Genomic DNA, 22,265 nt, shown 5'->3' on the forward strand with positions numbered 1-22,265 from the left:
GTGCGCCCTATGGTGTTTCAATCCTCACGTCTCCTTGCGGCTCTCAGGCCCAAGCCGGGCCTATATTCGTTATCAGTGATTCGTTTTTCTGCATTTGGAATCGAGACGGCTTCCGAGTGCAAGGGCTTCATTTGGCCGTGGCGTTTTTCGACCACCAGGTATCCGGGAAGCCAGTCCCGTAATAGGGGAGCTCCTGTGTCCGGGCGAGGTGGTTCCAATAGGCAACGCGGATCGCCTTTGAGTAGAACAGCGGCACGACGTAGTGGTGGGCGAGAAGGACGCGGTCGAGCGCCCGTGTCGTCGCAATCAGTTCGTCGCGGTTCGGCGCGAAGATGATTCGTCGGATTAGCTCGTCGATCGCCGGGTCGGAAATGCCGACATAGTTTCTCGACCCCGGTTGGTCGACCGAGCCCGAGCCCCAGTAGTCGAGCTGTTCGTTGCCGGGCACCAGTGTCTGCGCCCAGATTCCGTAGATCATGTCATAGTCGAAGCTTCTGACGCGATTGGTGTATTGCGAATCGTCGACGGTGCGGATGCGCGCATCGATGCCGATTTTCTTGACGCTGTTGATGAACGGCGTGACCGTGCGCTCAAAGGACGGATTGGACAGAAGCAGCTCGAAGGAGAAGGGCTCGCCGGTCTTGACGTTCACCAGCCGGTTGCCCTTGAGCTCGTAGCCCGCCTCCTTGAACAGTTCGAGCGCCTTGCGCAGGTTGCCGCGCACCTTCTGCGGGTCACCGTTCACGGGGTTCTTGTAGGGCGTGGTGAAGACTTCGGCCGGAACCTTGTCCTTCAGCTCCTCAAGGATTTCCTTTTCGCGGCCCTCGGGAAGGTTTGAGGAAGCAAGCTCGGTGCCCCAGAAATAGCTGTCAACGCGCTGATAGGCGTTGTAGGCGAGATTGCGGTTCAGATCCTCGAAGTCGAAGGCGTAGTTCAGCGCCTCCCGCACCCGCTGATCCCTGAATTTCTCACGGCGCATATTCGGCACCAAGGCCTGCATGACTCCCGTTGCACGCAACGGATTCTCGATCTCCTCGCGGACCACACGGCCGTCCTTCATGGCCGGAAAGTCATAGGCCGTGGCCCAATGGCTTGCGCTACTGTCCTGGTAGAAGTCGACATTGCCGGCGCGAAAGGCCTCGAACTGCACGTTCCGGTCACCGAAGAACGCGTAGCTGATCGCGCCGAAATTGTGCTGCCCGACATTGACGTTCAGGTCCTTGCCCCAATAGTCGTCCCTCAGCTCAAAACGGATCGAGCCACCCGGCTGGAACGAGGCGATCTTGTAGGGGCCGGAGCCCATGACCGGCTCCAGTGTCGTGCGGGCGATATCACGTTTGTTGCCCTTGGCGTCCTGGCCTTCCCACCAATGCTTCGGCACGATGGGGAACTGGCCGAGAATGTTCGGCAGTTCGTGGTTGTTCTTCTCGTCAAAGCGAAAGGTAACGTCGCGCTCGCCGGTTTTTTCCGCCGAAACCACGTGGCGGTAGTAGTTGGACAGGAGCGGATTGTGCTCTTTCACCATGTTGAAGGAGAAGATGACATCATCAGGCGTTACCGGCATGCCGTCCGCCCACTTGGCCTCTGCGCGCAGGCGAAACGTGGCCGACGAAATGTCGTCGGGATAGGAGACGCCCTCGGCAAGCAGGCCGTAAGCGGTGGTAATCTCGTCCTCGGCGGATTTCAGCAGCGTATCGAAGACGAGGGACGCAACACCGCTCGCCGCCTCGCCTTTGGCGAGGATAGGGTTGAACGTGTCGAACGTGCCGGTCTCCGAGAGCCGTAATTCTCCGCCTTTCGGGGCATCCGGATTGACATAGTCGAAGCGGGCGAAGCCGTCCTTGTGCTTGGGTTCGCCGATCGACGACGTGCCATTGCGCCAGACCGGCTGTTCTTCGGCATGCGCTGCAGGAGGAAGAAGAACAAGTGCGGCCGCCAGAAACGACGTCGCGAGGCCAAGTTTCACGGTCCTGCAGAAAATTGGCATCCAGCCGGTACCCCTTATATTTCAACGTTCTTTTGCGAGAGAATAGGCGAAATCGGGCCAAATGACAGGCGCCGCCGCAAATCAGGCGAAATTTTTGCGTCACATCCCGGTGATCCGCAAGGCTGAGGCAAAGGCGGCACCTTAGGATCAGGGGATATCGGGCATCTCGCACCCATTGCCGGTGCGGTTCGCCCTTGGGGAATGAACGGAACGGAATTGGACATGGTTGCTGCAATACGACGCTGTGGCTCGGCGCTTCTGGCGCTCTTGCTCGGAACGAGCGTCTTGATCGCCGATGCCGCCAGCGCAGACGACACGCCGGCCAAGGCGCTGTTTGGCGCCAAATCACTGCCGGCGCAGATGGCGCCCTCGTCCTACGGTTTCTATGCCAAGGGTTGCCTTGCCGGCGGCGTGGCGATCCCGACGGATGGCCCGACCTGGCAGGCCATGCGGCTGTCGCGCAACCGTCGCTGGGGCCATCCGCAGATGATCGCGCTGATCGAACAATTCTCCCATGATGCTGCCGAAAAGGTCGGCTGGCCCGGTCTGCTGCTCGGCGATATCTCGCAGCCGCGCGGCGGCCCCATGCTGTCCGGTCACGCTTCGCACCAGATCGGCCTCGATGCCGATATCTGGCTGACGCCGATGCCGCAAAGGACCCTGACGGGCCGCGAGCGCGAGGACATTTCCGCGACATCCATGCTGCAGAAGAACAAGTTTCTGACCGTCGATCCGTCGATCTGGACGCCGTCGCATGCGCGGTTGATCATGCTGGCGGCAAGCTACCCTCAGGTCGAGCGGGTTTTCGTCAATCCGGCGATCAAAAAGAAGCTCTGCGACACCTGGAACGGCGACCGCTCGGCGCTCGGCAAGGTCAGGCCGATCTATGGCCACGACTATCATTTCCACATCCGCATCAAATGCCCCGAGGGGTCGTCGACCTGCAAGGACCAGGCGGCGGTGCCGGCCGGCGATGGCTGCGACAAGTCGCTTGCCTGGTGGTTTACCGATGAGCCCTGGGCGAAGCCGAAGAAAAAGCCGGGCGAAAAGCCGGTGAAGCCCCGCCTCACGACCATGGCCGACCTGCCGAAGGCGTGCACGTTGGTGCTGAACGGCCCAGCGCCGGCCTCTGAGCAAGATGTGACCTTTGGAATGGCCTATCGCGCCGCCTCACCGGCACCCGCAGAGCAAGGCATCGAGCAGGTGATCGGCAATGCCGCAAGCGATTTGCCGCCATCTGACGTGCCGGTGCCGCTGCCGCGTCCGACGCTGCAATAGGCGTCTTGCCTTGCGGCTTTTCAATCCTGTTACGCTCATGTATACGGCGATCAAATCGATTTAAATTTGATGGCGGGGAGATGGCATGGCGGATCGGAAATGCGTGGCCCTGATCGCGCACGATCAGAAGAAGGACGATCTTGCCGCCTTTGCCAAGGCAAACGAAGCGGTCTTTGCGCAGTGGAAGATCGTCGCCACCGGTACGACCGGCGGCCGCGTTCTCGATGTCTGCCCTGGTCTCGATGTCACGCGGCTGAAAAGTGGCCCGCTCGGCGGCGATCAGCAGATCGGCGCGATGATCGCGACCGGCGATGTCCAGCTGCTGATCTTCTTCGTCGATCCGCTGACGGCGATGCCGCATGATGTCGACGTCAAGGCGCTGATGCGACTTGCGATCGTCTATGACATCCCGATGGCGCTCAATCGCGCCACAGCCGAGCAGTTGATCGACTTCAACCACAACTGATAGAGAATTTTTCGAAACCTCACGGCGACGATCAGGATGGACAGTGCGATGCCCGGTGCGAGTGACAACAGCTTTTCCTTTCCGATCCTGATCGGCGATATCGGCGGCACAAATGCGCGCTTTGCCTTGCTGCTCGACGCCTTTGCCGAGCCGAAGCAGCTGCAGCCGATCAAGACAGGCGATTTCGAGACGATCGAAGAAGCGCTGCAGAAGAGCATCCTCGACAAGACGTCCGTCCAGCCGCGTTCGGCAATCCTCGCGGTCGCCGGTCCGATCAAGGGCGATGAAATCCCGCTGACCAATGCCGGCTGGGTGTTACGCCCGAAGGACATGCTCGAAAGCCTTGGCCTTGAGGACGTGCTGATCATCAACGATTTCGAGGCGCAGGCGCTGGCCGTTGCTGCTCCGGCGGCGGAAGATCTGGTGCAGATCGGCGGTGGCAGCGTCCGCCCTCTGACCTCTCGCGTCGTTCTCGGCCCAGGTACCGGGCTCGGGGTGGGCGGTCTGGTCTTTGCACAACACACCTGGTTTCCGGTTCCGGGCGAAGGCGGCCACGTCGATATCGGTCCGCGCACGGAGCGCGACTTTCAGATCTGGCCTTTCCTGGAGCCGATCGAAGGGCGCATGGCCGGCGAGCAGATCCTCTGTGGTCGCGGCATCATGAACCTCTATCGCGCTGTTTGCGCGGCCAATGGTGAAGAGCCGGTGATGAAGGATCCGGCCGAGGTCACGACAAGCGCGCTGTCCGGCAACGACGCTGCTGCCGTCGAGACCATATCGCTGTTCTCGACCTATCTCGGGCGGGTGGCCGGCGACATGGCGCTGATCTTCATGGCCCGCGGCGGCGTGTTCCTCGCCGGAGGCATTTCGCAGAAGATCTTGCCGGCGCTGCAAAAACCGGAATTCCGCGCCGCCTTCGAAGACAAGGCGCCGCACTCCGCTCTGATGAAGACAATTCCGACCTTCGCGGTCATCCATCCGATGGCGGCACTTTCCGGTTTGGCGGCTTTCGCGCGCACGCCGAGAGACTTCGGTGTTGCAACAGAGGGACGGCGCTGGAGAAGCTGAAGCGGCCGGATCGCGCAAAGACTCGCCAAAGCCGCATCAAACCACTATAGAGCCCGGGAAAGGTAGCGTCGGCGTCCGACGCACCGCACAGGCTCAGGGAAGACAGGCTTTTTGAGCGCTAAAGATAAAAAACAGCATACGGTCGATTCCGAAACCATCACCGGAATCCTGAAGCGGGTCATTGCAGAAAACGGTCGCGATCACATCCGCGGCTATGTCTTTGCCATTGGCTGCCTGGCCGTCGTCGCTGCGACGACCGGCTTTACCGCCTCGATCATGGAGACCGTGATCAATGAGGCCTTTGCCAACAAGAACGCGAGCATCGTGCTGCTGGTCTGCGGTTCGATCTTTGGCGCTTTCGTGCTGCGCGGCTTTGCCACCTACGGCCAGGCCGTCGCGTTGTCGAAGATCGGCAACAATATCGTCGCAAGGTACCAGAAGCGGCTCTACGCGCATCTGATGGCGCTCAGCGTCGGCTATTTCAGCGAGCAACGGTCGGCACAGCTTGCGGCCCAGATCAGCCAGAACGTCAGCGGCATCCGCGACGTGCTCAATCTGACGGTAACGTCGATCGCCCGCGATCTGTTGACCCTGATCGGCCTGATCGGCGTGATGTTCGTCAAGGACTGGTTGCTGTCGATCATCGTCTTTGTGACGGCGCCGCCTTTGCTTCTGGGCCTGCGGTATGTTTCCAAGCGGCTGCGCTCTGCGACCCGCGAAGCCATCGATGTCAACAGCCGTGTCCTTGGTGCGATGCAGGAGACGATCCAGGGGATTTCCATCGTCAAGGCCTTCACGATGGAAGGCGAACTGCGCAGCAAGGTCGACGCGATCGTCGATCGCGCTGAAAATCGCGCCAACCGGATTGCTCGCCTGAGCGAACGCACGGCGCCGATGACCGAAACTTTTGCGGGCCTCGCCATCTCCAGCGTGCTTGCATATTCCGCATTCCGGGCAATCTACAACGATGTTCCGCCAGGTGCCTTCTTCGCTTTTGTCGTCGCTCTGTTGATGGCTTATGACCCGGCGCGACGGCTGGCCCGCCTTCAGGTGTCGCTGGAGCGCGCTGCGGTCAATGCCCGCATGGTCTACGAGATTCTCGATACCGTTCCGCATCAGCGCGACAAGCCGGGTGCAAAGCAGCTTACCTTTGATGGCGCGACCGTCGAGCTGCGCGATGTGCGTTTCCGCTACGCCAATGGTGATGAAATCCTGAAGGGTGTCAGCTTCGTCGCCGAAGGCGGCAAGACCACCGCTCTCGTCGGTCCGTCCGGGGCCGGGAAGTCGACGGTCATCAGCCTCGTTCCACGGTTCTACGATCCGGCCTCCGGCCAGATCCTGATCGACGGACAGGACATAGCCGATGTGACCAAGCAGTCGTTGCGCAACGGCATCGCCTATGTCTCGCAGCAGCCTTACCTTTTCGAAGGCTCGATCCGCGACAACATCCGTTACGGTCGTCCGGATGCGACCGATGCGGAAATCGAAGAAGCCGCGCGTCTCGCCTATGCGCATGATTTCATTCTCACCCAACCGCAGGGTTATGACACCGCGGTCGGCGAGAACGGGGTCACGATGTCCGGCGGTCAGAGGCAGCGGCTGTCGATCGCCCGCGCGCTCGTGCGCAATGCGCCGATCCTGCTGCTCGACGAGGCGACTTCGGCGCTGGATACCGAGTCTGAGGCGGCCGTACAGAAGGCGCTCGACGAGGCGATGCACGGACGCACGGTGATCGTCATCGCCCACCGGCTTTCGACGGTCGTCAATGCCGACAAGATCATCGTCATGAAGGATGGCCTTGTCGTCGAGGAAGGCACGCACGAGGACCTGTCGCGCCGCCAGGACGGGCTGTACGCGCGCCTGCACAATCTCCAGGGCAAGGTCCCACAGGCGTCGGTCGACGCTGAAATCTAAACGTGAGCAGGAAGGAAAATCGCCGATGAGCACAACGGACATGAAGCTTGTGGTCGTCGGCGCGGCCGGTCGCATGGGCCAGACGCTGATCCGTATGATCAATGGCATGGATGGCGTCCGCCTGCATGCGGCGGTGGAGCGTCCAGGCTCGCCTTTCATCGGCCGCGACGCCGGAGAGATCGCCGGTCTCGGATCGATCGGCGTCTCGGTCACCGACAAGCCGCTCGAAGCCTTCGTCGAAGCCGAAGGCGTTCTCGATTTCACTTCGCCTGCCGGCACTGTCGAATTTGCCGGCCTGGCCGCGCAGGCACGTATCGTGCATGTCATCGGCACCACCGGCTGTGGAGCGGACGATGACGCGAAGATCCGTGCCGCCGCGCGTCATGCCCGCATCGTCAAATCGGGCAATATGAGCCTCGGCGTCAACCTTCTCGGCGTGCTCACGGAGAAGGCGGCGCGTGCCCTTGGTCCGGCTGGCTGGGACATCGAGATCCTCGAGATGCACCACAAGCACAAGGTGGACGCCCCCTCCGGTACAGCGCTGCTCCTCGGCGAAGCGGCGGCGAAGGGGCGCCGCATTGCCCTTTCGGAAAATTCCGTGCGCGTGCGCGACGGTCACACCGGCGCCCGCCCGCAGGGCACGATCGGGTTTGCGACGCTGCGCGGTGGCTCGGTGATCGGCGAACATTCGGTCATTCTCGCCGGCGAAGGGGAGCAAGTGACCTTGTCCCACAGCGCCACCGACCGCTCGATCTTCGCACGCGGTGCGGTGACTGCAGCGCTCTGGGCGCGGGACCAGAAACCCGGCTTCTACTCCATGCTCGATGTTCTCGGGCTCGACTGACACCATCTCTATCATCTCAAGGGGAAATCATATGAGCGGCACCCTCGTCCTCGTCCGGCATGGCCAGAGCGACTGGAACCTGAAGAACCTGTTCACCGGCTGGCGTGATCCTGACCTGACCGAGCTTGGCGTCGAAGAAGCCAAGGCCGGCGGCCAGGCGCTCGCCGACTACGGCATCAAGTTCGACGTCGCCTTTACATCGTCGCTGATCCGCGCTCAGCGTACCTGCCAGTTCGTGCTCGATGCCGTTGGCCAGCCATCGCTCGAAACCATCCGCGATCAGGCTCTGAACGAGCGCGACTATGGCGACCTCTCCGGTCTCAACAAGGATGATGCTCGCGAAAAATGGGGCGAAGAGCAGGTGCATATCTGGCGCCGTTCCTACGACATTCCGCCGCCGGGCGGCGAAAGCCTGCGCGACACCGGCGCCCGCGTATGGCCCTATTACCTGACGGAAATCCTGCCGCGTGTGCTGGCCGGCGAGAAGGTTCTCGTCGCCGCGCACGGCAACTCGCTGCGTTCGCTGGTCATGGTTCTCGACCGTCTGACCAAGGAAGAAATCCTGAAGCTCAATCTCGCGACTGGCGTGCCGATGGTCTACATGCTCAACGCCAATTCGACGGTCGCTTCCAAGGAAGTGCTGGGCGACATGTCGGCCGCGCATTGAGCCGAGCATGCATCAACAAGCAAAAGGGGCGCATCGCGCCCCTTTTTCGTTTTCAGGCCTTGCCGGCCTCCCAGCCGAGGATGGCACGCTTGCGTGTCAGCCCCCAGTGATAGCCGGTGAGAGCGCCGCTCTTGCCGACCGCCCGGTGGCAGGGAACGACGAAGGAGATCGGGTTGGCGCCGACAGCCGCTCCGACGGCGCGCGAGGCGGTCGGCTGACCGATCTCACCGGCGATCGTCGAATAGGTCGTGGCGCGGCCAAGCGGGATCTTCAAGAGCGCCTGCCAGACCCGGATCTGGAAGTCGGTGCCGATCAGGAAGATCCGCAAGGGCTGGTCGTCGCACCAGCGTTCCGGATCGAAAATGCGAGCGGCATATTGCGCCGTCGCCGCGCTGTCCTCGACGTAAGCGGCGTTCGGCCAGCGACGCGCCATGTCCTCGAAACTCTCCTGCTCACCGCCGCCATCGGCAAAGGCAAGGCCGGCCAGGCCGCGGTCGGTGATCATCACCAGTGCCGTGCCAAAGGGGGAAGGGTGATAGCCGTAGCGGATGACAAGGCCGGCGCCGCGGGCCTTCCACTCACCCGGCGACATTGCCTCATGGGTGACGAACAGGTCGTGCAACCGGCTCGGGCCTGATAGTCCGACCTCGATGCTGGTCTCCAAGAGCGGCATGTCCTCCTGGCGCAACAGCCGCTTGGCATGGTCGAGCGTGACCGCCTGCAGAAAGGCCTTCGGGGAAAGCCCGGCCCAGCGCGTAAAGACCTTCTGCAACTGCGTCGGCGATTGCTTCAGCCTCTGGGCGATCGCGTCGAGCGAAGGCTGTTCGCGATACTCTTCGGTGAGCATTTCGATCACGCTTCTCACCGTGTCGTAATCGGTGCCGCCGGGCGTGATATCGGTCGGGAGGGTTGTCGCTATGTTCATCGGTCATCTCCTGTCGTGACACAGGTAATCATGGCGCCGGTGCCGTTGCCACCCGAAACTTGATCGGGTTCCGTCAGCGGCGGCGCACGGTTGCAAGTGCCCCGGAAAACGCGGTGGCGAAGGTTTCCCGGTCGTCGCGGTTGAGGAAGGAGCCGACATCGGTCCGGTTCCCGCCGTCGCTGACGCTCATCGAGACGATGCCGATCTCCTGGTGCCGCGCGATGTTGAAGCGCGCCCAGAACGGGTTGAAACGATGCTCTGTCATCCGGCCTGATGGCGTGAATTTGCGCACTGAAACGTCGGTTCGCGAAACGCGCACCTCTTCTCGGGCGCGTGCCGAGCGGTAGTTCAGCCAGAAGGCGCCGAACAGCAGCGCGAAATCCAACCCGAAGAAGAACACGATCGGCCAGGCGCCGATCACCATGAATACGACTGCATGCACCAGGCTGAGCAACCCGGCGATCAGAAAAAACACCTTGAACCCCTTGAAGCCGAGCGAGCGGTAGGGGGTCAATTCGGCGCTGAACACCGGCTCTTCGCCGGCAGCCGTCTCGTCGTTGCCATCAGTCATGACCATTGACTATAGATGCATCATGAAAAACGTGAAGCCGAAATTGCCGGGCACGCCCGCGAAAAAGAAGCCGGCGTCGAAACGCCCCGCTCCGCGAACGACGGGCGTCTACAGTCGCGAGGAAATCGCGGAGATTTTCCGGCGCTTTTCAATCCAGCGGCCGGAGCCGAAGGGGGAGCTGGAACACGTCAATCCTTTCACCCTGGTGGTGGCCGTCGCCCTGTCGGCACAGGCGACGGACGCCGGCGTCAACCGGGCGACGCGCGCGCTCTTTGCCATTGCCGACACGCCGGAAAAGATGCTGGCGCTGGGCGAGGAGAAAGTCCGCGATTACATCAAGACCATCGGGCTTTTCCGCAACAAGGCGAGGAACGTCATCGCGCTCAGCGAAAAGCTGATCACAGATTTCGGCGGCGAGGTGCCGCGCACGCGCGAGGAACTGGTGACGTTGCCGGGCGTCGGACGCAAGACCGCCAATGTCGTGCTGTCCATGGCCTTCGGCCAGGCGACGATCGCCGTCGACACCCATATCCTGCGTATAGCCAACCGGCTCTGTCTGGCGCCGGGCAAGACCCCGGACGAGGTTGAAGCGAAGCTCTCGCGTATCATTCCCGACGAATATCTCTACCACGCGCATCACTGGCTGATCCTGCATGGCCGTTATTGTTGCAAGGCGCGCAAGCCGGAATGCGAGCGCTGCGTCATTGCCGATATCTGCAAGTCGCCAGAGAAGACCTGCGACATTCCGGCGCCGCTGGTCGAGTTGCCGCAGCAGGTTCTTCCGGTGGCTGGCTGATTTCGGCCGGAGGCGGGCTCAGGTGGAAATCAGTCCGTCGATGAGCTGACTGATCGCTTCAACGTAGAGGTCCGTCGGAGCGCCTTCGGCAATCTCCAATGCCGCACGATCAAAAGCCGCCGACAGAAGAGTTGCTGTTGCAGCCAATGCGTCCCGGTCAATGACCTTCGGCGCCATCGCTTCCGCCAAACCGTCTTCCAGCGTCCTCTGGGCATTGGCTGCATCGATCGCGGCCATCTCGCGCGTGCCGAGCACGGCCGGCCCGTCGAGCAGCAGGATGCGGATTCGACCGGGTTCTGCCATCGCGTCGAAGAAGGCTCTTGCGCCCGCTATCAGCGCATCGCGCGACGTCAGGTCATCGACGGTCGCTTGCTCGATCCTGGCCGCCACCGCACCGGCTTCGCGCTCGGCAACCGCGCGAAACAGCGCCCTCTTATCTTCGAAATGGTGGTAGAGCGCCCCGCGCGTCAGGCCGGCGGCCGCCACGATGTCCGGAGTCGACGTCTCCGCATAACCGCGCGCGACGAACAGTCCGTGGGCCGCGTCGAGGATGGCAGCGCGGGTCGTGTCGGAGCGTTCGCGGTTGGTGCGGCGCGGCGATTCTATTTGCATACATTCAGCCTGTATGTTAATTCGATAAATACATGCAGACTGTATGATAATACGAACCCGAGGAAAAGCCATGAAATCGACGAGCTACTATCCCGTCATCATGACGTCAGACGTTGCGGCAACCGCGGCCTTCTACGTCGACAATTTTCGCTTCAAGGCACTGTTCACCAGCGATTGGTACGTGCATCTGCAATCTTCCGAATCCGAGACGGTGGCGCTCGCCATCCTCGACTATCGTCATGAGACCATTCCGGAACAAGCCCGCAAGCCTGTTGGTGGATTGCTTCTCAACTTCGAGGTCGAGGACGCGGATGCCGTTTATGCCGACTGCCGCGCGGCTGGCCTGCCGATCCTGCTGGCCATCCGCGATGAGGATTTCGGTCAGCGCCATTTCATCACCACCGATCCGAACGGCGTCCTGATCGACATCATCAAGCCGATTCCGCCGAGTGCCGAGTTTGCTTCCGCCTATGACGTCAGCGCACTTCCGGCGGAATGATCGCGGTGCGCGCGTGTTTTGTCTTCCAAATGGCTGGAAAACCGCTATTAACGAACACCGGCCATTAGGGAAACTGGACGGAGTTCATGACAAAATACGACGTGCTGACGATCGGCAATGCGATCGTGGATATCATTGCGCGCTGCGATGACGGCTTTCTGAGCGAAAACGGCATCATCAAGGGCGCGATGAACCTCATCGATGCTGACCGGGCGGAGCTGTTGTACTCGCGCATGGGCCCAGCCGTAGAAGCTTCCGGCGGCAGCGCTGGCAACACGGCGGCCGGCGTCGCCAGCCTTGGCGGCCGTGCCGCCTATTTCGGCAAGACGACCAACGACCAGCTCGGCGAGATCTTCGCGCACGACATTCGCGCCCAGGGCGTCTACTTCCAGACCAGGCCGCTCGAAACCGTGCCGCCGACGGCGCGCTCGATGATCTTCGTGACCGAGGACGGTGAGCGCTCGATGAACACCTATCTCGGCGCCTGCGTCGAGCTTGGCCCGGAAGACGTCGAAGCCGACGTCGTCGCCCAGTCCAAGGTCACTTACTTCGAAGGCTACCTCTGGGATCCGCCGCGCGCCAAGGACGCGATCCGCGAGGCTGCCAAGATCGCCCATGAAAACGGTCGCGAAACTGCAATGACCCTGTCGGACAGTTTCTGCGTTCACCGCTACCGTGACGAGTTTCTCGAGCTGATGCGCTCCGGCACCGTCGACATCGTTTTTGCCAACAAGCAGGAAGCGCTCGCACTTTACGAGACAGAGGATTTCGACCTGGCGCTGGAAAAGCTGTCGAAGGACTGCAAGCTTGCAGCCGTGACCTTGAGCGAGGAAGGCTCCGTCGTCGTGCGCGGCGCAGAACGCATCCGCGTCGGTGCGACGCCGCTTGCGCAGGTCGTTGACACGACAGGGGCCGGCGATCTTTACGCAGCCGGCTTTCTCCACGGATATACGACCGGTCGGTCTATCGAGGATTGCAGCAAGCTCGGCAATCTCGCAGCCGGTATCGTCATCGGCCAGATCGGTCCGCGGCCGATGGTCTCGCTCGCTGCTGCCGCCAAGCAGGCCGAGCTCGCCTGAGGCGAGCCGGATTTTCTCTCTAAACGAAAAGAGGGCGTAGCCTTTACTTGAAGGCTTCGCCCGGATAGGCGCCCCAGATCTCGCTCTGGACGATCCAGCCGTCGACGCCCTGGGTTTCGATGTGGCACCAGTCACCGTTGCATTCACCCACGCGGATGACCACGCCGGGCTCCATGCGGGCGACGATCGCCGCGGTGCTCTGGGGCTCGCGCCGCAGGTTGACGAACACGCCTTCGCCCTTGCCGCGCATCCATGGCGCGGTGACGGCGGTGCGGTCGCCCGACAGAAGCGCCTGATTCACCCAGCCTTCGGTGCCATCGGCGTCGCGGATGCGGCGCCAATTATCGTATTCCTGAATGATTTCCACCGGCACGCCGGGCCTGAGGTAACGGAACGCCACCGCATAGTCGACGCTCGGGCCGATGCGCAGATTGACGCTCTTGGCCTTGAGGCTGACGAATCGCGGCAGCGGCAACCCGCTGGCTCCCTTGGCGGCCTGGGCATGGGCGCCCGAAGTCGTAATGACCGCGCCGACGAAGGCGGCGATCAACGCGAACGAGAGTTTGGAAATGACGTGACGCATGACGAAGCTCATTTTCCGTGGCAACTTGCAGGCGCAGTTCACCCAGGGCGCTTGGCCGGGGCGTAAATCGCGGGGACGACGCAGCGAGTTTTGTTTGTCTTCCCGACCGGGTCTGGTAGAAATTGCGGCTACAGGGAGAAAGTATCGCCCAACTTGGTTAAGGACCCGTCAACGAGGCCCATCGCAGCAATGACAAGCAAGAAGAAGCCCAAGGTCTACATCACCCGGAAACTGCCGGACATCGTCGAAACCCGCATGCGCGAGCTGTTCGACGCCGAGCTCAACATCGACGATACGCCCCGCAGTCAGCCGGAGCTTGTCGCTGCGGTGAAGCGCGCCGACGTGCTCGTGCCGACCGTGACCGACCGGATCGACGCGGCGCTGATCGAGCAGGCAGGCCCCCAATTGAAGCTGATCGCGAGCTTCTCCAACGGCGTCGACAACATCGACGTCGATGCCGCCGCGCGAAAGGGCATCACGGTCACCAACACGCCGAACGTCCTGACCGAGGACACCGCCGACATGGCGATGGCGCTGATCCTGGCGGTGCCGCGCCGGCTTGCGGAAGGTGCGCAGATACTGACCGATCGCAAGGGCGAATGGGCCGGCTGGTCGCCGACCTGGATGCTTGGCCGCCGCATTGCCGGCAAACGCATCGGTATCGTCGGAATGGGCCGCATCGGCACCGCTGTCGCCCGTCGTGCCAAGGCCTTCGGTCTGTCGATCCACTATCACAACCGTCACCGGGTCAAGACCGAGACCGAGGAGATGCTGGAGGCGACCTACTGGGACAGCCTCGATCAGATGCTAGCCCGCGTCGACATCGTCTCGGTCAATTGCCCCTCGACGCCGGCGACCTATCACCTGCTGTCGGCCCGCCGCCTGGCGCTGATGCGCCCGGAAAGCTACATCGTCAACACCGCCCGCGGCGGCATCATCGACGAGACGGCGCTAATCAAGTGCCTGCGCGAAGGCAAGATCGCCGGGGCCGGGCTCGACGTTTTCGAGAACGAGCCTGCGGTCAATCCCAAGCTCATCAAGCTTGCCGGCGAAGGTAAGGTCGTGCTGTTGCCGCATATGAGTTCGGCGACGCTCGAGGGCCGCGTCGACATGGGCGACAAGGTGGTGATCAACATCCGCACCTTCTTCGATGGCCACCGACCGCCGGACCGCGTGCTGCCCGGTCGCGACTGATCAGAGCACCTTGCGCATTTCGATGGTGGTGGGGCGGGCAAAGCCCGGATGCGCCGTCCTGCCGGTTTCGACAAAGCCCCAGGCCGCAAACGTCCGGTGGTTTTCGGTGAGTTCGATCCGCGTCTGCAGTCTCAGGGCGGATAGGTTGCGACTGCGTGCCGTGTCTTCGGCCTTTGCCAGCAACAGCCGGCCGACGCCCTGACCCCGATATCCCTCAGCGACTGCAAGCTTGCCGACATAGAGGCAATCGGTCTCCGGCTTGCAGAAGATGCAGCCGGCCAGTTCCGGTCCATCGAGGGCGATCAATCCGATTTCTGCCGAAGCTTTCTGCTTCAAACCTGCGACCGTCAGCGCATGGGCTGACGACGGCGGGTCGATCCGCCCATCCATGTAGGCAAAAGCTTTCAGGATCAGATCCAGCAATTCCCCGTAGCGATCGAAGGTCGCGTCGATTTCGATGATCTGCATCAGTCCGCCTTGTCGGTCCCGCGCCTGCGATAACGGATGGTGCTGAACTGCGCCGAGAGCGCATCATACATCAACAGTCGGCCGACGAGCGGCTCGCCGATGCCGGCGATCACCTTGATGGCTTCCATAGCCTGCAATGTTCCGATGACGCCGGTCAACGCGCCGATGATGCCGGCCTCGGCGCAAGACGGTACCACGCCTGGCGGAGGCGGCTCAGGAAAGAGGTCGCGGTAGGACGGGTTGGGCACGCCATCCTTGCCGTTGCGATAGGGCATCAGCACCGTCAGCGACCCGTCGAAGCGACCGACTGCGCCGGTGACGAGCGGAATGCCGGTGCTTGCCGCCGTATCGGCGGCGAGATAGCGCGTGTCGAAATTGTCCGAGCCGTCGATCACCAGGTCGTATTGGACAAACAGTGCCTCGGCGTTGTCGGGGGCAAGGCGAAAGGGATGCGGCTCGACCGCCACATGCGGATTGAGCGCGCCGATCGTCGCGGACGCACTGTCGACCTTCGCCTGGCCAATATCCGCAGTTTGGTGGATCACCTGCCGTTGCAGGTTCGACAAGGACACCACGTCGTCGTCGACGATGCCGAGTGTGCCGACGCCGGCGGCAGCCAGATATTGAAGAACGGGAGCGCCGAGGCCGCCGGCACCTATGACGAGAACGCGCGCGGCTTTCAGCTTCTGCTGCCCCGCACCGCCGAGTTCCGGCAGGATGATGTGGCGCGCATAGCGCGCGATTTCCGAGGGGTCGAGGCTGGTGTTGGTCATGAGCGCACACTTTCCATGATCGGCTCCATCATCCCGAAACGTTTCCATGCTCCACGGTCAGGAACCGGCCGCGCTCGCCGAGCGCGTCGAACATCGCACGGTCCGTCCCGGTCATGAAGGCCTGGCCGCCAAGCCCGTCGACGAGATCGAAAAGGGCGGCGCGGCGGCCCATGTCGAGATGCGCGGCGATCTCGTCGAGCAGCAGGATCGGGGCGTGGCCGGTCATGTCGCCGACAAGGCGTGCATGGGCGAGCACCAGGCCGACGAGCAGCGCCTTCTGTTCGCCGGTCGAGCAGCGCTCGGCCTCCATGTCCTTTTCGCGGTGACGGATCAACAGGTCGCTGCGATGCGGTCCGTCCAGCGTCCGGCCGGCGGCCGCATCGCGCGGCCGACCCTCGCGCAGCATGGTCAGATATTGCTCTTCAAGGTCGAAGGCCGGCCTGTGGCTCTCATTGTCGAAGAAGCCAGAGAGCGCCAGGCGCGCGGACGGAAAGACGCTGTCGCCGGTATTTCTTTCGACCAGCGCCGTCAGCAGGCCCAGCATTTCCTGTCGGGCCAGCGCCATCGACACGCCGAGCCCGGCCATTTCTTTTTCGATGGCAGTGAGCCAGGCCGGATCAGGACGAAATTCGCTGAGGAGCCGATTGCGGCTGCGCATGGCACGGTCGAATTCGCTGGCGCGCCGGCCATGTTCGGGATCGAGCGAAAGCACCAGCCGGTCTAGGAAGCGGCGGCGATCGGCCGAGGGGCCGGTGAAGAGGCCGTCCATGGCCGGTGTCAGCCAAAGCACGCGCAAATGGTCGGTCAGTTCGTCGACCGTGTTCGCCGCCGTGCCGTTCAGCCGCAGCCGCCGCGATTGCCCCTCATTCGTACCGGCCGTTCCGGTGCCGATCTCGACCGGGCCTTCCATGCCCACCACTTCGGCGAAGACCGAGAAGCCGTCGCTGGCGCCGACGCGGGCGACATCGGCATAGGCAGCGCGCCGGAGGCCGCGGCCGGGCGACAGAAACGACACCGCTTCCATCAGATTGGTTTTGCCGGCGCCGTTCTCGCCGGTCAGCACGATATGCCGCTGGTCGAGCGTCAGCGACAGCGCCGCGTAATTGCGGAACTCGCTCAGCTTCAGACGATTGAGAAAGACCTTCTGTGGCATTTCGGGTCCGGATTCGACTTCGGCGCCAGTAACAGCGCGCCGGAAAGGACGCTCTAACACTTTCAGCGCACTGCATAATTCTCGACCTAAATCGGTGCCGATCTAGGAATTCATGCAGTAGGACGAAAGCGGCCGCCAAGGCAAGGCGAAAGGCAGCCTCGGCCATTTGCAGCGAAAAATGCGCGATAACGGCGGGGAAAGCCTTGCAATCCCTGTGTTTCAGCGCTTTTCTTGATGGCCTGCGTACAATATGACAGCCGCATGACAATCCACGAACGGATATATGTGTGATGCTGGCTTGGTTCCGCAAACTCCTTCCCCGCGAAGACCGCTTCTTTGATCTCTTCGCTCACCATTCGCGCACCGTCGTCGGTGCCGCCGAAGCGCTCGAAAAGCTTCTGGCCGGTGGTAGCGACCTCGAAAAACATTGTGACCGCATCGTCGCGCTCGAGGACGAGGCTGACAACATCACCCGCGACGTGCTTCTGGCCGTCCGCCGCTCCTTCATCACGCCGTTCGATCGCGGCGACATCAAGGATCTCATCCAGTCGATGGACGATGCCATCGACATGATGCACAAGACGGTCAAGACGATCCGGCTGTTCGAACAGAAGACCTTCGATCCGGGCATGCAGGAAATGGGCGCCATCGTCGTTCAGGCGGCGCATCTGATCGCTGAGGCCATTCCGCTGCTCGATCGCATCGGCACCAACCATGGCCGGCTCATTGCCATTGCCGAAGAGATCACGCGCATCGAAGGCCGGTCCGACGAGCTTCATGACCAGGGTCTGAAAGATCTCTTCCGCCGCCACGGCGCCAACAACGCGATGGCCTACATCATTGGCAGCGAGATCTATGGCGAACTCGAAAAGGTCGTCGACCGCTTCGAGGATGTTGCCAACGAGGTCAGCGGCATCGTGATCGAGAACGTCTGATGGACGCGACGCTCGCCCTGCCGCTGCTTGTCGCGCTGATCGCGATTGCGCTGTTCTTCGACTTTCTCAACGGGCTGCATGACGCCGCCAACTCGATCGCGACGATCGTGTCAACCCGAGTGCTGCGGCCGCAATACGCGGTGCTTTGGGCGGCGTTCTTCAATTTCATCGCCTTCCTGTTTTTCGGCCTGCATGTGGCCGAGACGCTCGGAAAGGGCATCATCGATCCCAGCATCGTTACGCCGCTGGTGATCTTCGCGGCGCTGATGGGCGCGATCTTCTGGAACATTGCGACCTGGATCTTCGGCATCCCGTCGAGCTCCTCGCATGCGCTGATCGGCGGTCTCGTCGGTGCCGGCCTGGCGCGCACCGGCGGTGACGCCATCGTCTGGACGGGCCTCCTCAAGACCGTTGGCGCCATCTTCATGTCGCCGATGATCGGCTTCTTCCTGGCGCTCCTGTTGATCCTCATCGTCTCATGGATATTCGTGCGCCAGACGCCGTTTGCCGTCGACCGCAAGTTCCGGGTGTTGCAGTTCATCTCGGCCTCGCTCTATTCGCTCGGCCATGGCGGCAACGACGCGCAGAAGACCATGGGCATCATCGCCGTGCTCCTGTTCTCTCAGGGCTATCTCGGTTCGGAGTTCTACGTGCCGTTCTGGGTAGTGATCACCTGCCAGGCGGCAATCGCTCTCGGCACGCTGTTCGGCGGTTGGCGCATCGTGCACACGATGGGTTCGAAGATCACCAAGCTCAATCCGATGCAAGGCTTCTGCGCGGAAACCGGCGGTGCCATCACGCTGTTTGCCGCCACCTGGCTCGGCATTCCGGTATCGACGACCCACACCATCACCGGTGCCATCATCGGCGTGGGCGCGGCCAAGCGCGTGTCTGCGGTGCGGTGGGGCCTTGCCGGCAACATCGTCATCGCCTGGTTCGTGACCATGCCGGCCGCTGCGGCTATCTCGGCGCTCACCTACTTTGCAGTCGCCCTGTTCCTCTGAGTTCATCCGCCTCCGGCACATTGCCGGGGGCGGCCCCCTCTGAATTCGAGACGCGTCAGCCCCCGACGCGCGCGGCCGGGCTATCCTGGCCATTTTGATGCAGCGTCAGGCTTGCGGCGCGCGCGCCCGCTGGGACCTCGAAGGTCATCTGCGCATCGACCGACCTTGCAAAGAAGCGATGTTCCGCCTCGGCGAAAATTTCGATCGGTCCCTGGCCCGTTGCCTGCGTAAACAACCGGTTGCCATCCCGAAAAACCGTCAGATCGAAACCGGGCGCCAGCCGATAGGTGCCGACATAGGCGTCGTAGGTTGCCGGGTCGGCGGAGATGGCGACCCGCTGAACCGGGGCGGGTGCGAGCGACCTCTCGCGATCGAGCAGATGCACGCCGATGTCATCGACGCCGACTTCCGTCGAGGTGTTCGACAGGACCACGACGCCGACGCCAGTCGACGGTCGGAAGCCGACGAACGATCGGTAGCCGCCGGTGCCGCCATTGTGCCAGACGATCTGCCTTTCGCCGGAGCCGGAGATAACCCAGCCGAGTGCCTGCTCTTCGCTGCCGTCGCCAAGCGGCTTCCGCGTCGCAATCATCGTGGCAAACGCAGGCGCAAGGGATGAGGGCTTCTTGCCCATCGCCGCCTGCAGGAAGGTCAGAAGATCGTTGGTGGTCGAGCGCAGTGCGCCTGCCCCTGGCAGCGCGCCGAGATCCCAATCGCTTGTCGGCTCCAGGCCAGCATCGTGCCCTGTTGCGCGCCGCCCCTCCCATTCGGGACGCGCGGTGATCGCGGTATCGGCCATGCCGAGCGGAATTGCGATGCGCTCCCTGACGAGCGCCTCGTAGGACTGGCCCGACTGTAACGCGAGCACATGGCCAAGCAGGCCATAACCGAGGTTGGAATACGCGTGCTCACCGCCGGGTTGTCGGGTCGGCTGGTGACTGGAAAGGAAGGCGTAAAGCTTGGCGACGCCATAGTCGGCATAGGGATCGTTATCGTCGGCCGGCATCAGATTGTCCGGCAATCGCGGCAGGCCGGACATGTGCATCGCCAGATGTTCAAGCGTGATCGGCTTGCCATCGGCTGCTTGCCTCAGGACAACGCTTTCCGGCAGCAGCTGCGAAACCGGTGTGTCGAGCTGGACACCGCCGCGTTCGGCCATGTCGGCAAGCGCGAGTGCAGTGAAGACCTTGGTCACCGAGCCGATCTCGAACACGGTGTTGCCATCGAGCGGGCGCGGGTCGTCCTTCTCCAGTCGGCCGTGCGCGACGACCCGTTGTCCGGCCGCATCGATAATGCCGACGACGATGCCGACCGACTGTTTCTGCTCGTCGATACGCGCGGTCAATATTTCCAGGATTTCGTCATCGGTTGCGGAGATAGGGGCTGCCTGGGCGGCTGTGCCGAGCGTCATGATGGTGATCCAGTTGAGGAGGAGGTGCCGCATGGAGGGGAGATAAGCATTCCATTTTCGGTTGCAAGACGCATTCGGCGCATACCAACCCTCGATAGTCGAGACCTGGTCAAGACTTGGTCGAGGTATCGCAGACTGTGGGGCCGGGGCCGAGCTGTTGCGCCTGAAATGCCCGGTGGCTTATGGATCCCAGTGCGGTGGATCGCCAAAAGCCTTCTTCAGGTGCTCGGCGATTGCCTTTAGTTTCGCCGAGGATCGCCGACCCTCGGGGTGGGCCATGTAGATGAACTCCGGTTCGGGGCGAAACCCGATATCGATCTCGCGCAAACGGCCTTCACGCACGGCGGGACCGCAGAGGAAGGCCGGCAATAGCGCGATGCCGAGCCCGGCGACGGCGGCATCGTGGATCATGTCGCCGTTGTTGATCCGGAGCGCCATGCGGGCGCGGATGACGGTCGAGCCGCCCGGCCCCTCGAACCGCCAGTCGGAGGCGCCGCGGTTGGTGTAGAAGATGCCGCGATGGTCGTTGAGTTCGGCTAGCGAGGCCGGCGTGCCGTGGCGGCCGAGGTATTCGGGCGAGGCGACCAGCAGGCGCCGGCTCTTGGCGAGTTTCCACACGACCAGCCGTGAATCGGCGATGACCCCGTGACGAACGATCGCGTCAAAGCCCTCCGAGGCGACGTCGATCCGACGGTCGTCGAGATCGAGCGTCAGTTCGATCTCGGGATGTGCCGCCAGAAACGGATAAAGCGCCGGTCCGAGATGCAGATGCCCGAAGCTGACGGGCGCGGCGATCCGGAGCGGTCCCGTCAGTGTTCCCCTGCGCTCGGCCAGATCGCTGGCGGCGGCCTGAACCTCGCTGACGATCCGTACGGCACGCTCGCGAAAAGCGATGCCGTCCTCGGTCAGCGTCAGCTTGCGCGTGGTGCGATGCAGGAGCGTTGCGTTCAGGCTGCGTTCCAGGTCGGAAACCCGTTCACTGATCACCGATTTCGACAACCTCAGCCGACGCGCCGCCTCGCTGATCGAGCCGGCTTCCGCAACCGCGACAAACGCGGCGATTCCTTCGATTTTCAGCATCGTTCGGCTTTCCCGAATTCGAGTTCCATCATTGGCAGACTAATCCGAACGGAAATCTTCGGCCATATCTATCGGCATCGAAGGACAGCGGTCGATGCAAAGGCGATCGGTCCGAAACCAACGCAACGAAAGGAAATCCATCATGACACGCTTGCAGAACAAGACCGCGCTCATCACCGGTGGCACCAGCGGCATCGGCCTGGAGACGGCGCGGCAGTTCATCGCCGAAGGCGCACGCGTCGCCGTGACCGGCACCAACCCGAAGAACATCACCGAGGCACGCAAAGTGCTCGGCGAAGGCGCTCTTGTCATCGAGGCCGATGCCGGAAACGCTGCCAGCCAGGCCGCTGTTGCGGAGCAGGTCAAGGCCGCCTTCGGCCATCTCGACATTCTCTTCGTCAATGCCGGCATCGCCAAGCTCCAGCCGATCGAAAACTGGGACGAAGCGAGCTTCGACCGGTCGCTCGATATCAATGTCAAAGGCCCGTTCTTCCTGATCCAGGCGCTGTTGCCGATCTTTTCGAAGCCGGCCTCGATCGTGCTCAACACCTCGATCAATGCGCACATCGGCATGCCGACCTCCAGCGTCTATGCGCTCAGCAAGGCGGCCTTGCTTTCGCTTGCCAAGACCCTTTCCGGTGAACTGATCGGCCGCGGCATTCGCGTCAATGCCGTCAGCCCCGGCCCGATCAGGACGCCGTTGCATGATGGCCACGGCGCGACGCCGGCGGAAAACAAGGAGATTGTCGCATCGATCGCCGCACAGATCCCACTCGGCCGTTTCGGCGACGCAAGCGAGATCGCCAAGGCAGTCGTCTTCCTCGCCTCCGACGAGGCCGCGTTTACCGTCGGTGCCGAGCTGATCATCGACGGTGGCATGGCCACGCTCTGATATTGCTTGCCGCCGCCGCCCGCCGTTCGGCGCCGGGCGGCGGCGACCGCGCCGCCTCCGGCGTTG

At 62.5% G+C, this 22,265-nt stretch carries 23 protein-coding genes; 13 read left to right on the forward strand and 10 right to left on the reverse strand.

Annotation, left to right across the window (positions count from 1 at the left end; all coding sequences use genetic code 11):
• Positions 1-127: 127 nt before the first annotated feature.
• Positions 128-1,987 (reverse strand): extracellular solute-binding protein, encoded by a 1,860-nt coding sequence (locus LPJGGPFB_RS02270; RefSeq protein ID WP_173418546.1) that lies wholly within the window; start codon positions 1,985-1,987, stop codon positions 128-130.
• A 222-nt stretch (positions 1,988-2,209) separates the two neighbouring features.
• Between LPJGGPFB_RS02270 and mepA the strand changes: the two genes are divergently transcribed.
• The 6 genes from mepA (at position 2,210) to LPJGGPFB_RS02300 (ending at position 8,224) form a co-directional block, all read left to right on the forward strand.
• Positions 2,210-3,265, forward strand: coding sequence for a penicillin-insensitive murein endopeptidase (mepA, locus tag LPJGGPFB_RS02275; RefSeq protein WP_173418547.1), 1,056 nt, complete (start codon positions 2,210-2,212; stop codon positions 3,263-3,265).
• A gap of 85 nt (positions 3,266-3,350) precedes the next feature.
• On the forward strand, positions 3,351-3,731 hold the full coding sequence (locus LPJGGPFB_RS02280; RefSeq protein ID WP_173418548.1) for a methylglyoxal synthase: 381 nt from the start codon (positions 3,351-3,353) through the stop codon (positions 3,729-3,731).
• 48 nt (positions 3,732-3,779) lie between these two features.
• The gene (locus LPJGGPFB_RS02285; protein ID WP_173418549.1) at positions 3,780-4,799 is read left to right on the forward strand and encodes a glucokinase; all 1,020 of its coding nucleotides are present in this window, start codon (positions 3,780-3,782) and stop codon (positions 4,797-4,799) included.
• A 111-nt stretch (positions 4,800-4,910) separates the two neighbouring features.
• Positions 4,911-6,713 (forward strand): ABC transporter ATP-binding protein, encoded by a 1,803-nt coding sequence (locus LPJGGPFB_RS02290; RefSeq protein ID WP_173418550.1) that lies wholly within the window; start codon positions 4,911-4,913, stop codon positions 6,711-6,713.
• Positions 6,714-6,738: 25 nt separating this feature from the next.
• Positions 6,739-7,557 carry a 4-hydroxy-tetrahydrodipicolinate reductase gene (gene dapB / locus LPJGGPFB_RS02295; protein ID WP_173418551.1) on the forward strand — a complete coding sequence of 273 codons (819 nt, stop codon included), beginning with the start codon at positions 6,739-6,741 and terminating at the stop codon, positions 7,555-7,557.
• Between the two features lie 31 nt (positions 7,558-7,588).
• Positions 7,589-8,224 (forward strand): 2,3-bisphosphoglycerate-dependent phosphoglycerate mutase, encoded by a 636-nt coding sequence (locus LPJGGPFB_RS02300; protein ID WP_173418552.1) that lies wholly within the window; start codon positions 7,589-7,591, stop codon positions 8,222-8,224.
• Between the two features lie 52 nt (positions 8,225-8,276).
• On the opposite strand, the gene LPJGGPFB_RS02305 is transcribed toward LPJGGPFB_RS02300, so the two are convergent.
• Positions 8,277-9,149 carry a methylated-DNA--[protein]-cysteine S-methyltransferase gene (locus LPJGGPFB_RS02305; protein WP_173418553.1) on the reverse strand — a complete coding sequence of 291 codons (873 nt, stop codon included), beginning with the start codon at positions 9,147-9,149 and terminating at the stop codon, positions 8,277-8,279.
• Between the two features lie 73 nt (positions 9,150-9,222).
• Positions 9,223-9,720, reverse strand: a complete 498-nt coding sequence (locus LPJGGPFB_RS02310) for a DUF2244 domain-containing protein (protein WP_173418554.1) — start codon at positions 9,718-9,720, stop codon at positions 9,223-9,225.
• Between the two features lie 22 nt (positions 9,721-9,742).
• Here LPJGGPFB_RS02310 and nth point away from each other — a divergent pair, with 22 nt between their 5' ends.
• A complete protein-coding gene (gene nth, locus LPJGGPFB_RS02315; protein ID WP_173418555.1) occupies positions 9,743-10,516 on the forward strand; it encodes an endonuclease III in 774 nt (257 codons plus the stop codon).
• A gap of 18 nt (positions 10,517-10,534) precedes the next feature.
• Here nth and LPJGGPFB_RS02320 read toward each other — a convergent pair whose 3' ends face one another.
• Positions 10,535-11,128, reverse strand: a complete 594-nt coding sequence (locus tag LPJGGPFB_RS02320) for a TetR/AcrR family transcriptional regulator (protein WP_173418556.1) — start codon at positions 11,126-11,128, stop codon at positions 10,535-10,537.
• A 70-nt stretch (positions 11,129-11,198) separates the two neighbouring features.
• Between LPJGGPFB_RS02320 and LPJGGPFB_RS02325 the strand changes: the two genes are divergently transcribed.
• A complete protein-coding gene (locus LPJGGPFB_RS02325) occupies positions 11,199-11,627 on the forward strand; it encodes a VOC family protein (protein ID WP_173418557.1) in 429 nt (142 codons plus the stop codon).
• Between the two features lie 86 nt (positions 11,628-11,713).
• Entirely contained in the window at positions 11,714-12,706 is a 993-nt protein-coding gene (locus LPJGGPFB_RS02330; RefSeq protein WP_173418558.1) for an adenosine kinase, read from the forward strand.
• A gap of 43 nt (positions 12,707-12,749) precedes the next feature.
• Here the strand turns inward: LPJGGPFB_RS02330 and LPJGGPFB_RS02335 are convergent, their stop codons facing one another.
• Positions 12,750-13,301, reverse strand: a complete 552-nt coding sequence (locus LPJGGPFB_RS02335) for an SH3 domain-containing protein (protein WP_173418559.1) — start codon at positions 13,299-13,301, stop codon at positions 12,750-12,752.
• A gap of 177 nt (positions 13,302-13,478) precedes the next feature.
• On the opposite strand from LPJGGPFB_RS02335, the gene LPJGGPFB_RS02340 reads away from it, so the two are divergent.
• Positions 13,479-14,483, forward strand: coding sequence for a 2-hydroxyacid dehydrogenase (locus LPJGGPFB_RS02340; protein WP_173418560.1), 1,005 nt, complete (start codon positions 13,479-13,481; stop codon positions 14,481-14,483).
• Here LPJGGPFB_RS02340 and LPJGGPFB_RS02345 read toward each other — a convergent pair whose 3' ends face one another.
• From LPJGGPFB_RS02345 to recF, 3 genes are read right to left on the reverse strand one after another with little or no spacing between them, the layout of a single operon-like run.
• Positions 14,484-14,951 (reverse strand): GNAT family N-acetyltransferase, encoded by a 468-nt coding sequence (locus LPJGGPFB_RS02345; RefSeq protein ID WP_173418561.1) that lies wholly within the window; start codon positions 14,949-14,951, stop codon positions 14,484-14,486.
• Positions 14,951-15,724: a molybdopterin-synthase adenylyltransferase MoeB gene (locus LPJGGPFB_RS02350; protein ID WP_173418562.1), complete on the reverse strand. Its 774-nt coding sequence runs from the start codon at positions 15,722-15,724 to the stop codon at positions 14,951-14,953. The genes LPJGGPFB_RS02345 and LPJGGPFB_RS02350 overlap by 1 nt, the downstream gene beginning before the upstream one ends.
• Positions 15,725-15,752: 28 nt before the next feature.
• Positions 15,753-16,877, reverse strand: a complete 1,125-nt coding sequence (gene recF, locus LPJGGPFB_RS02355) for a DNA replication/repair protein RecF (RefSeq protein WP_173418563.1) — start codon at positions 16,875-16,877, stop codon at positions 15,753-15,755.
• A 290-nt stretch (positions 16,878-17,167) separates the two neighbouring features.
• On the opposite strand from recF, the gene LPJGGPFB_RS02360 reads away from it, so the two are divergent.
• Entirely contained in the window at positions 17,168-17,812 is a 645-nt protein-coding gene (locus LPJGGPFB_RS02360) for a DUF47 domain-containing protein (protein ID WP_173418564.1), read from the forward strand.
• Complete coding sequence (locus LPJGGPFB_RS02365) at positions 17,812-18,816, forward strand: inorganic phosphate transporter (RefSeq protein WP_173418565.1); 1,005 nt, start codon at positions 17,812-17,814, stop codon at positions 18,814-18,816. The genes LPJGGPFB_RS02360 and LPJGGPFB_RS02365 overlap by 1 nt, the downstream gene beginning before the upstream one ends.
• A 55-nt stretch (positions 18,817-18,871) precedes the next feature.
• Here LPJGGPFB_RS02365 and LPJGGPFB_RS02370 read toward each other — a convergent pair whose 3' ends face one another.
• Both LPJGGPFB_RS02370 and LPJGGPFB_RS02375 read right to left on the reverse strand, forming a co-directional pair.
• Entirely contained in the window at positions 18,872-20,260 is a 1,389-nt protein-coding gene (locus tag LPJGGPFB_RS02370) for a serine hydrolase (protein ID WP_210264337.1), read from the reverse strand.
• Between the two features lie 147 nt (positions 20,261-20,407).
• On the reverse strand, positions 20,408-21,307 hold the full coding sequence (locus LPJGGPFB_RS02375) for a LysR family transcriptional regulator (RefSeq protein ID WP_173418566.1): 900 nt from the start codon (positions 21,305-21,307) through the stop codon (positions 20,408-20,410).
• Positions 21,308-21,449: 142 nt separating this feature from the next.
• On the opposite strand from LPJGGPFB_RS02375, the gene LPJGGPFB_RS02380 reads away from it, so the two are divergent.
• Positions 21,450-22,199, forward strand: a complete 750-nt coding sequence (locus LPJGGPFB_RS02380; RefSeq protein WP_173418567.1) for an SDR family oxidoreductase — start codon at positions 21,450-21,452, stop codon at positions 22,197-22,199.
• Positions 22,200-22,265 lie beyond the last annotated feature (66 nt).

It is taken from the genome of Ensifer adhaerens, from assembly GCF_013283195.1.
In the GTDB taxonomy this organism is placed as follows: Bacteria; Pseudomonadota; Alphaproteobacteria; order Rhizobiales; family Rhizobiaceae; genus Ensifer; species Ensifer adhaerens_G.

Excerpts from the sequence above, each read along its gene's own strand:
- LPJGGPFB_RS02280 (WP_173418548.1), top strand. The coding sequence starts at position 3,351 with ATGGCGGATCGGAAATGCGTGGCCCTGATCGCGCACGATCAGAAGAAG.
- recF (WP_173418563.1), bottom strand. The coding sequence starts at position 16,877 with ATGCCACAGAAGGTCTTTCTCAATCGTCTGAAGCTGAGCGAGTTCCGC.
- LPJGGPFB_RS02350 (WP_173418562.1), bottom strand. The coding sequence starts at position 15,724 with ATGACCAACACCAGCCTCGACCCCTCGGAAATCGCGCGCTATGCGCGC.
- LPJGGPFB_RS02360 (WP_173418564.1), top strand. The coding sequence starts at position 17,168 with ATGCTGGCTTGGTTCCGCAAACTCCTTCCCCGCGAAGACCGCTTCTTT.
- LPJGGPFB_RS02310 (WP_173418554.1), bottom strand. The coding sequence starts at position 9,720 with ATGACTGATGGCAACGACGAGACGGCTGCCGGCGAAGAGCCGGTGTTC.
- LPJGGPFB_RS02320 (WP_173418556.1), bottom strand. The coding sequence starts at position 11,128 with ATGCAAATAGAATCGCCGCGCCGCACCAACCGCGAACGCTCCGACACG.
- LPJGGPFB_RS02365 (WP_173418565.1), top strand. The coding sequence starts at position 17,812 with ATGGACGCGACGCTCGCCCTGCCGCTGCTTGTCGCGCTGATCGCGATT.
- LPJGGPFB_RS02335 (WP_173418559.1), bottom strand. The coding sequence starts at position 13,301 with ATGAGCTTCGTCATGCGTCACGTCATTTCCAAACTCTCGTTCGCGTTG.
- LPJGGPFB_RS02300 (WP_173418552.1), top strand. The coding sequence starts at position 7,589 with ATGAGCGGCACCCTCGTCCTCGTCCGGCATGGCCAGAGCGACTGGAAC.
- LPJGGPFB_RS02305 (WP_173418553.1), bottom strand. The coding sequence starts at position 9,149 with ATGAACATAGCGACAACCCTCCCGACCGATATCACGCCCGGCGGCACC.
- LPJGGPFB_RS02380 (WP_173418567.1), top strand. The coding sequence starts at position 21,450 with ATGACACGCTTGCAGAACAAGACCGCGCTCATCACCGGTGGCACCAGC.
- LPJGGPFB_RS02270 (WP_173418546.1), bottom strand. The coding sequence starts at position 1,987 with ATGCCAATTTTCTGCAGGACCGTGAAACTTGGCCTCGCGACGTCGTTT.
- LPJGGPFB_RS02325 (WP_173418557.1), top strand. The coding sequence starts at position 11,199 with ATGAAATCGACGAGCTACTATCCCGTCATCATGACGTCAGACGTTGCG.
- nth (WP_173418555.1), top strand. The coding sequence starts at position 9,743 with ATGAAAAACGTGAAGCCGAAATTGCCGGGCACGCCCGCGAAAAAGAAG.
- mepA (WP_173418547.1), top strand. The coding sequence starts at position 2,210 with ATGGTTGCTGCAATACGACGCTGTGGCTCGGCGCTTCTGGCGCTCTTG.
- LPJGGPFB_RS02375 (WP_173418566.1), bottom strand. The coding sequence starts at position 21,307 with ATGCTGAAAATCGAAGGAATCGCCGCGTTTGTCGCGGTTGCGGAAGCC.
- dapB (WP_173418551.1), top strand. The coding sequence starts at position 6,739 with ATGAGCACAACGGACATGAAGCTTGTGGTCGTCGGCGCGGCCGGTCGC.
- LPJGGPFB_RS02340 (WP_173418560.1), top strand. The coding sequence starts at position 13,479 with ATGACAAGCAAGAAGAAGCCCAAGGTCTACATCACCCGGAAACTGCCG.
- LPJGGPFB_RS02330 (WP_173418558.1), top strand. The coding sequence starts at position 11,714 with ATGACAAAATACGACGTGCTGACGATCGGCAATGCGATCGTGGATATC.
- LPJGGPFB_RS02370 (WP_210264337.1), bottom strand. The coding sequence starts at position 20,260 with ATGCGGCACCTCCTCCTCAACTGGATCACCATCATGACGCTCGGCACA.
- LPJGGPFB_RS02345 (WP_173418561.1), bottom strand. The coding sequence starts at position 14,951 with ATGCAGATCATCGAAATCGACGCGACCTTCGATCGCTACGGGGAATTG.
- LPJGGPFB_RS02285 (WP_173418549.1), top strand. The coding sequence starts at position 3,780 with ATGCCCGGTGCGAGTGACAACAGCTTTTCCTTTCCGATCCTGATCGGC.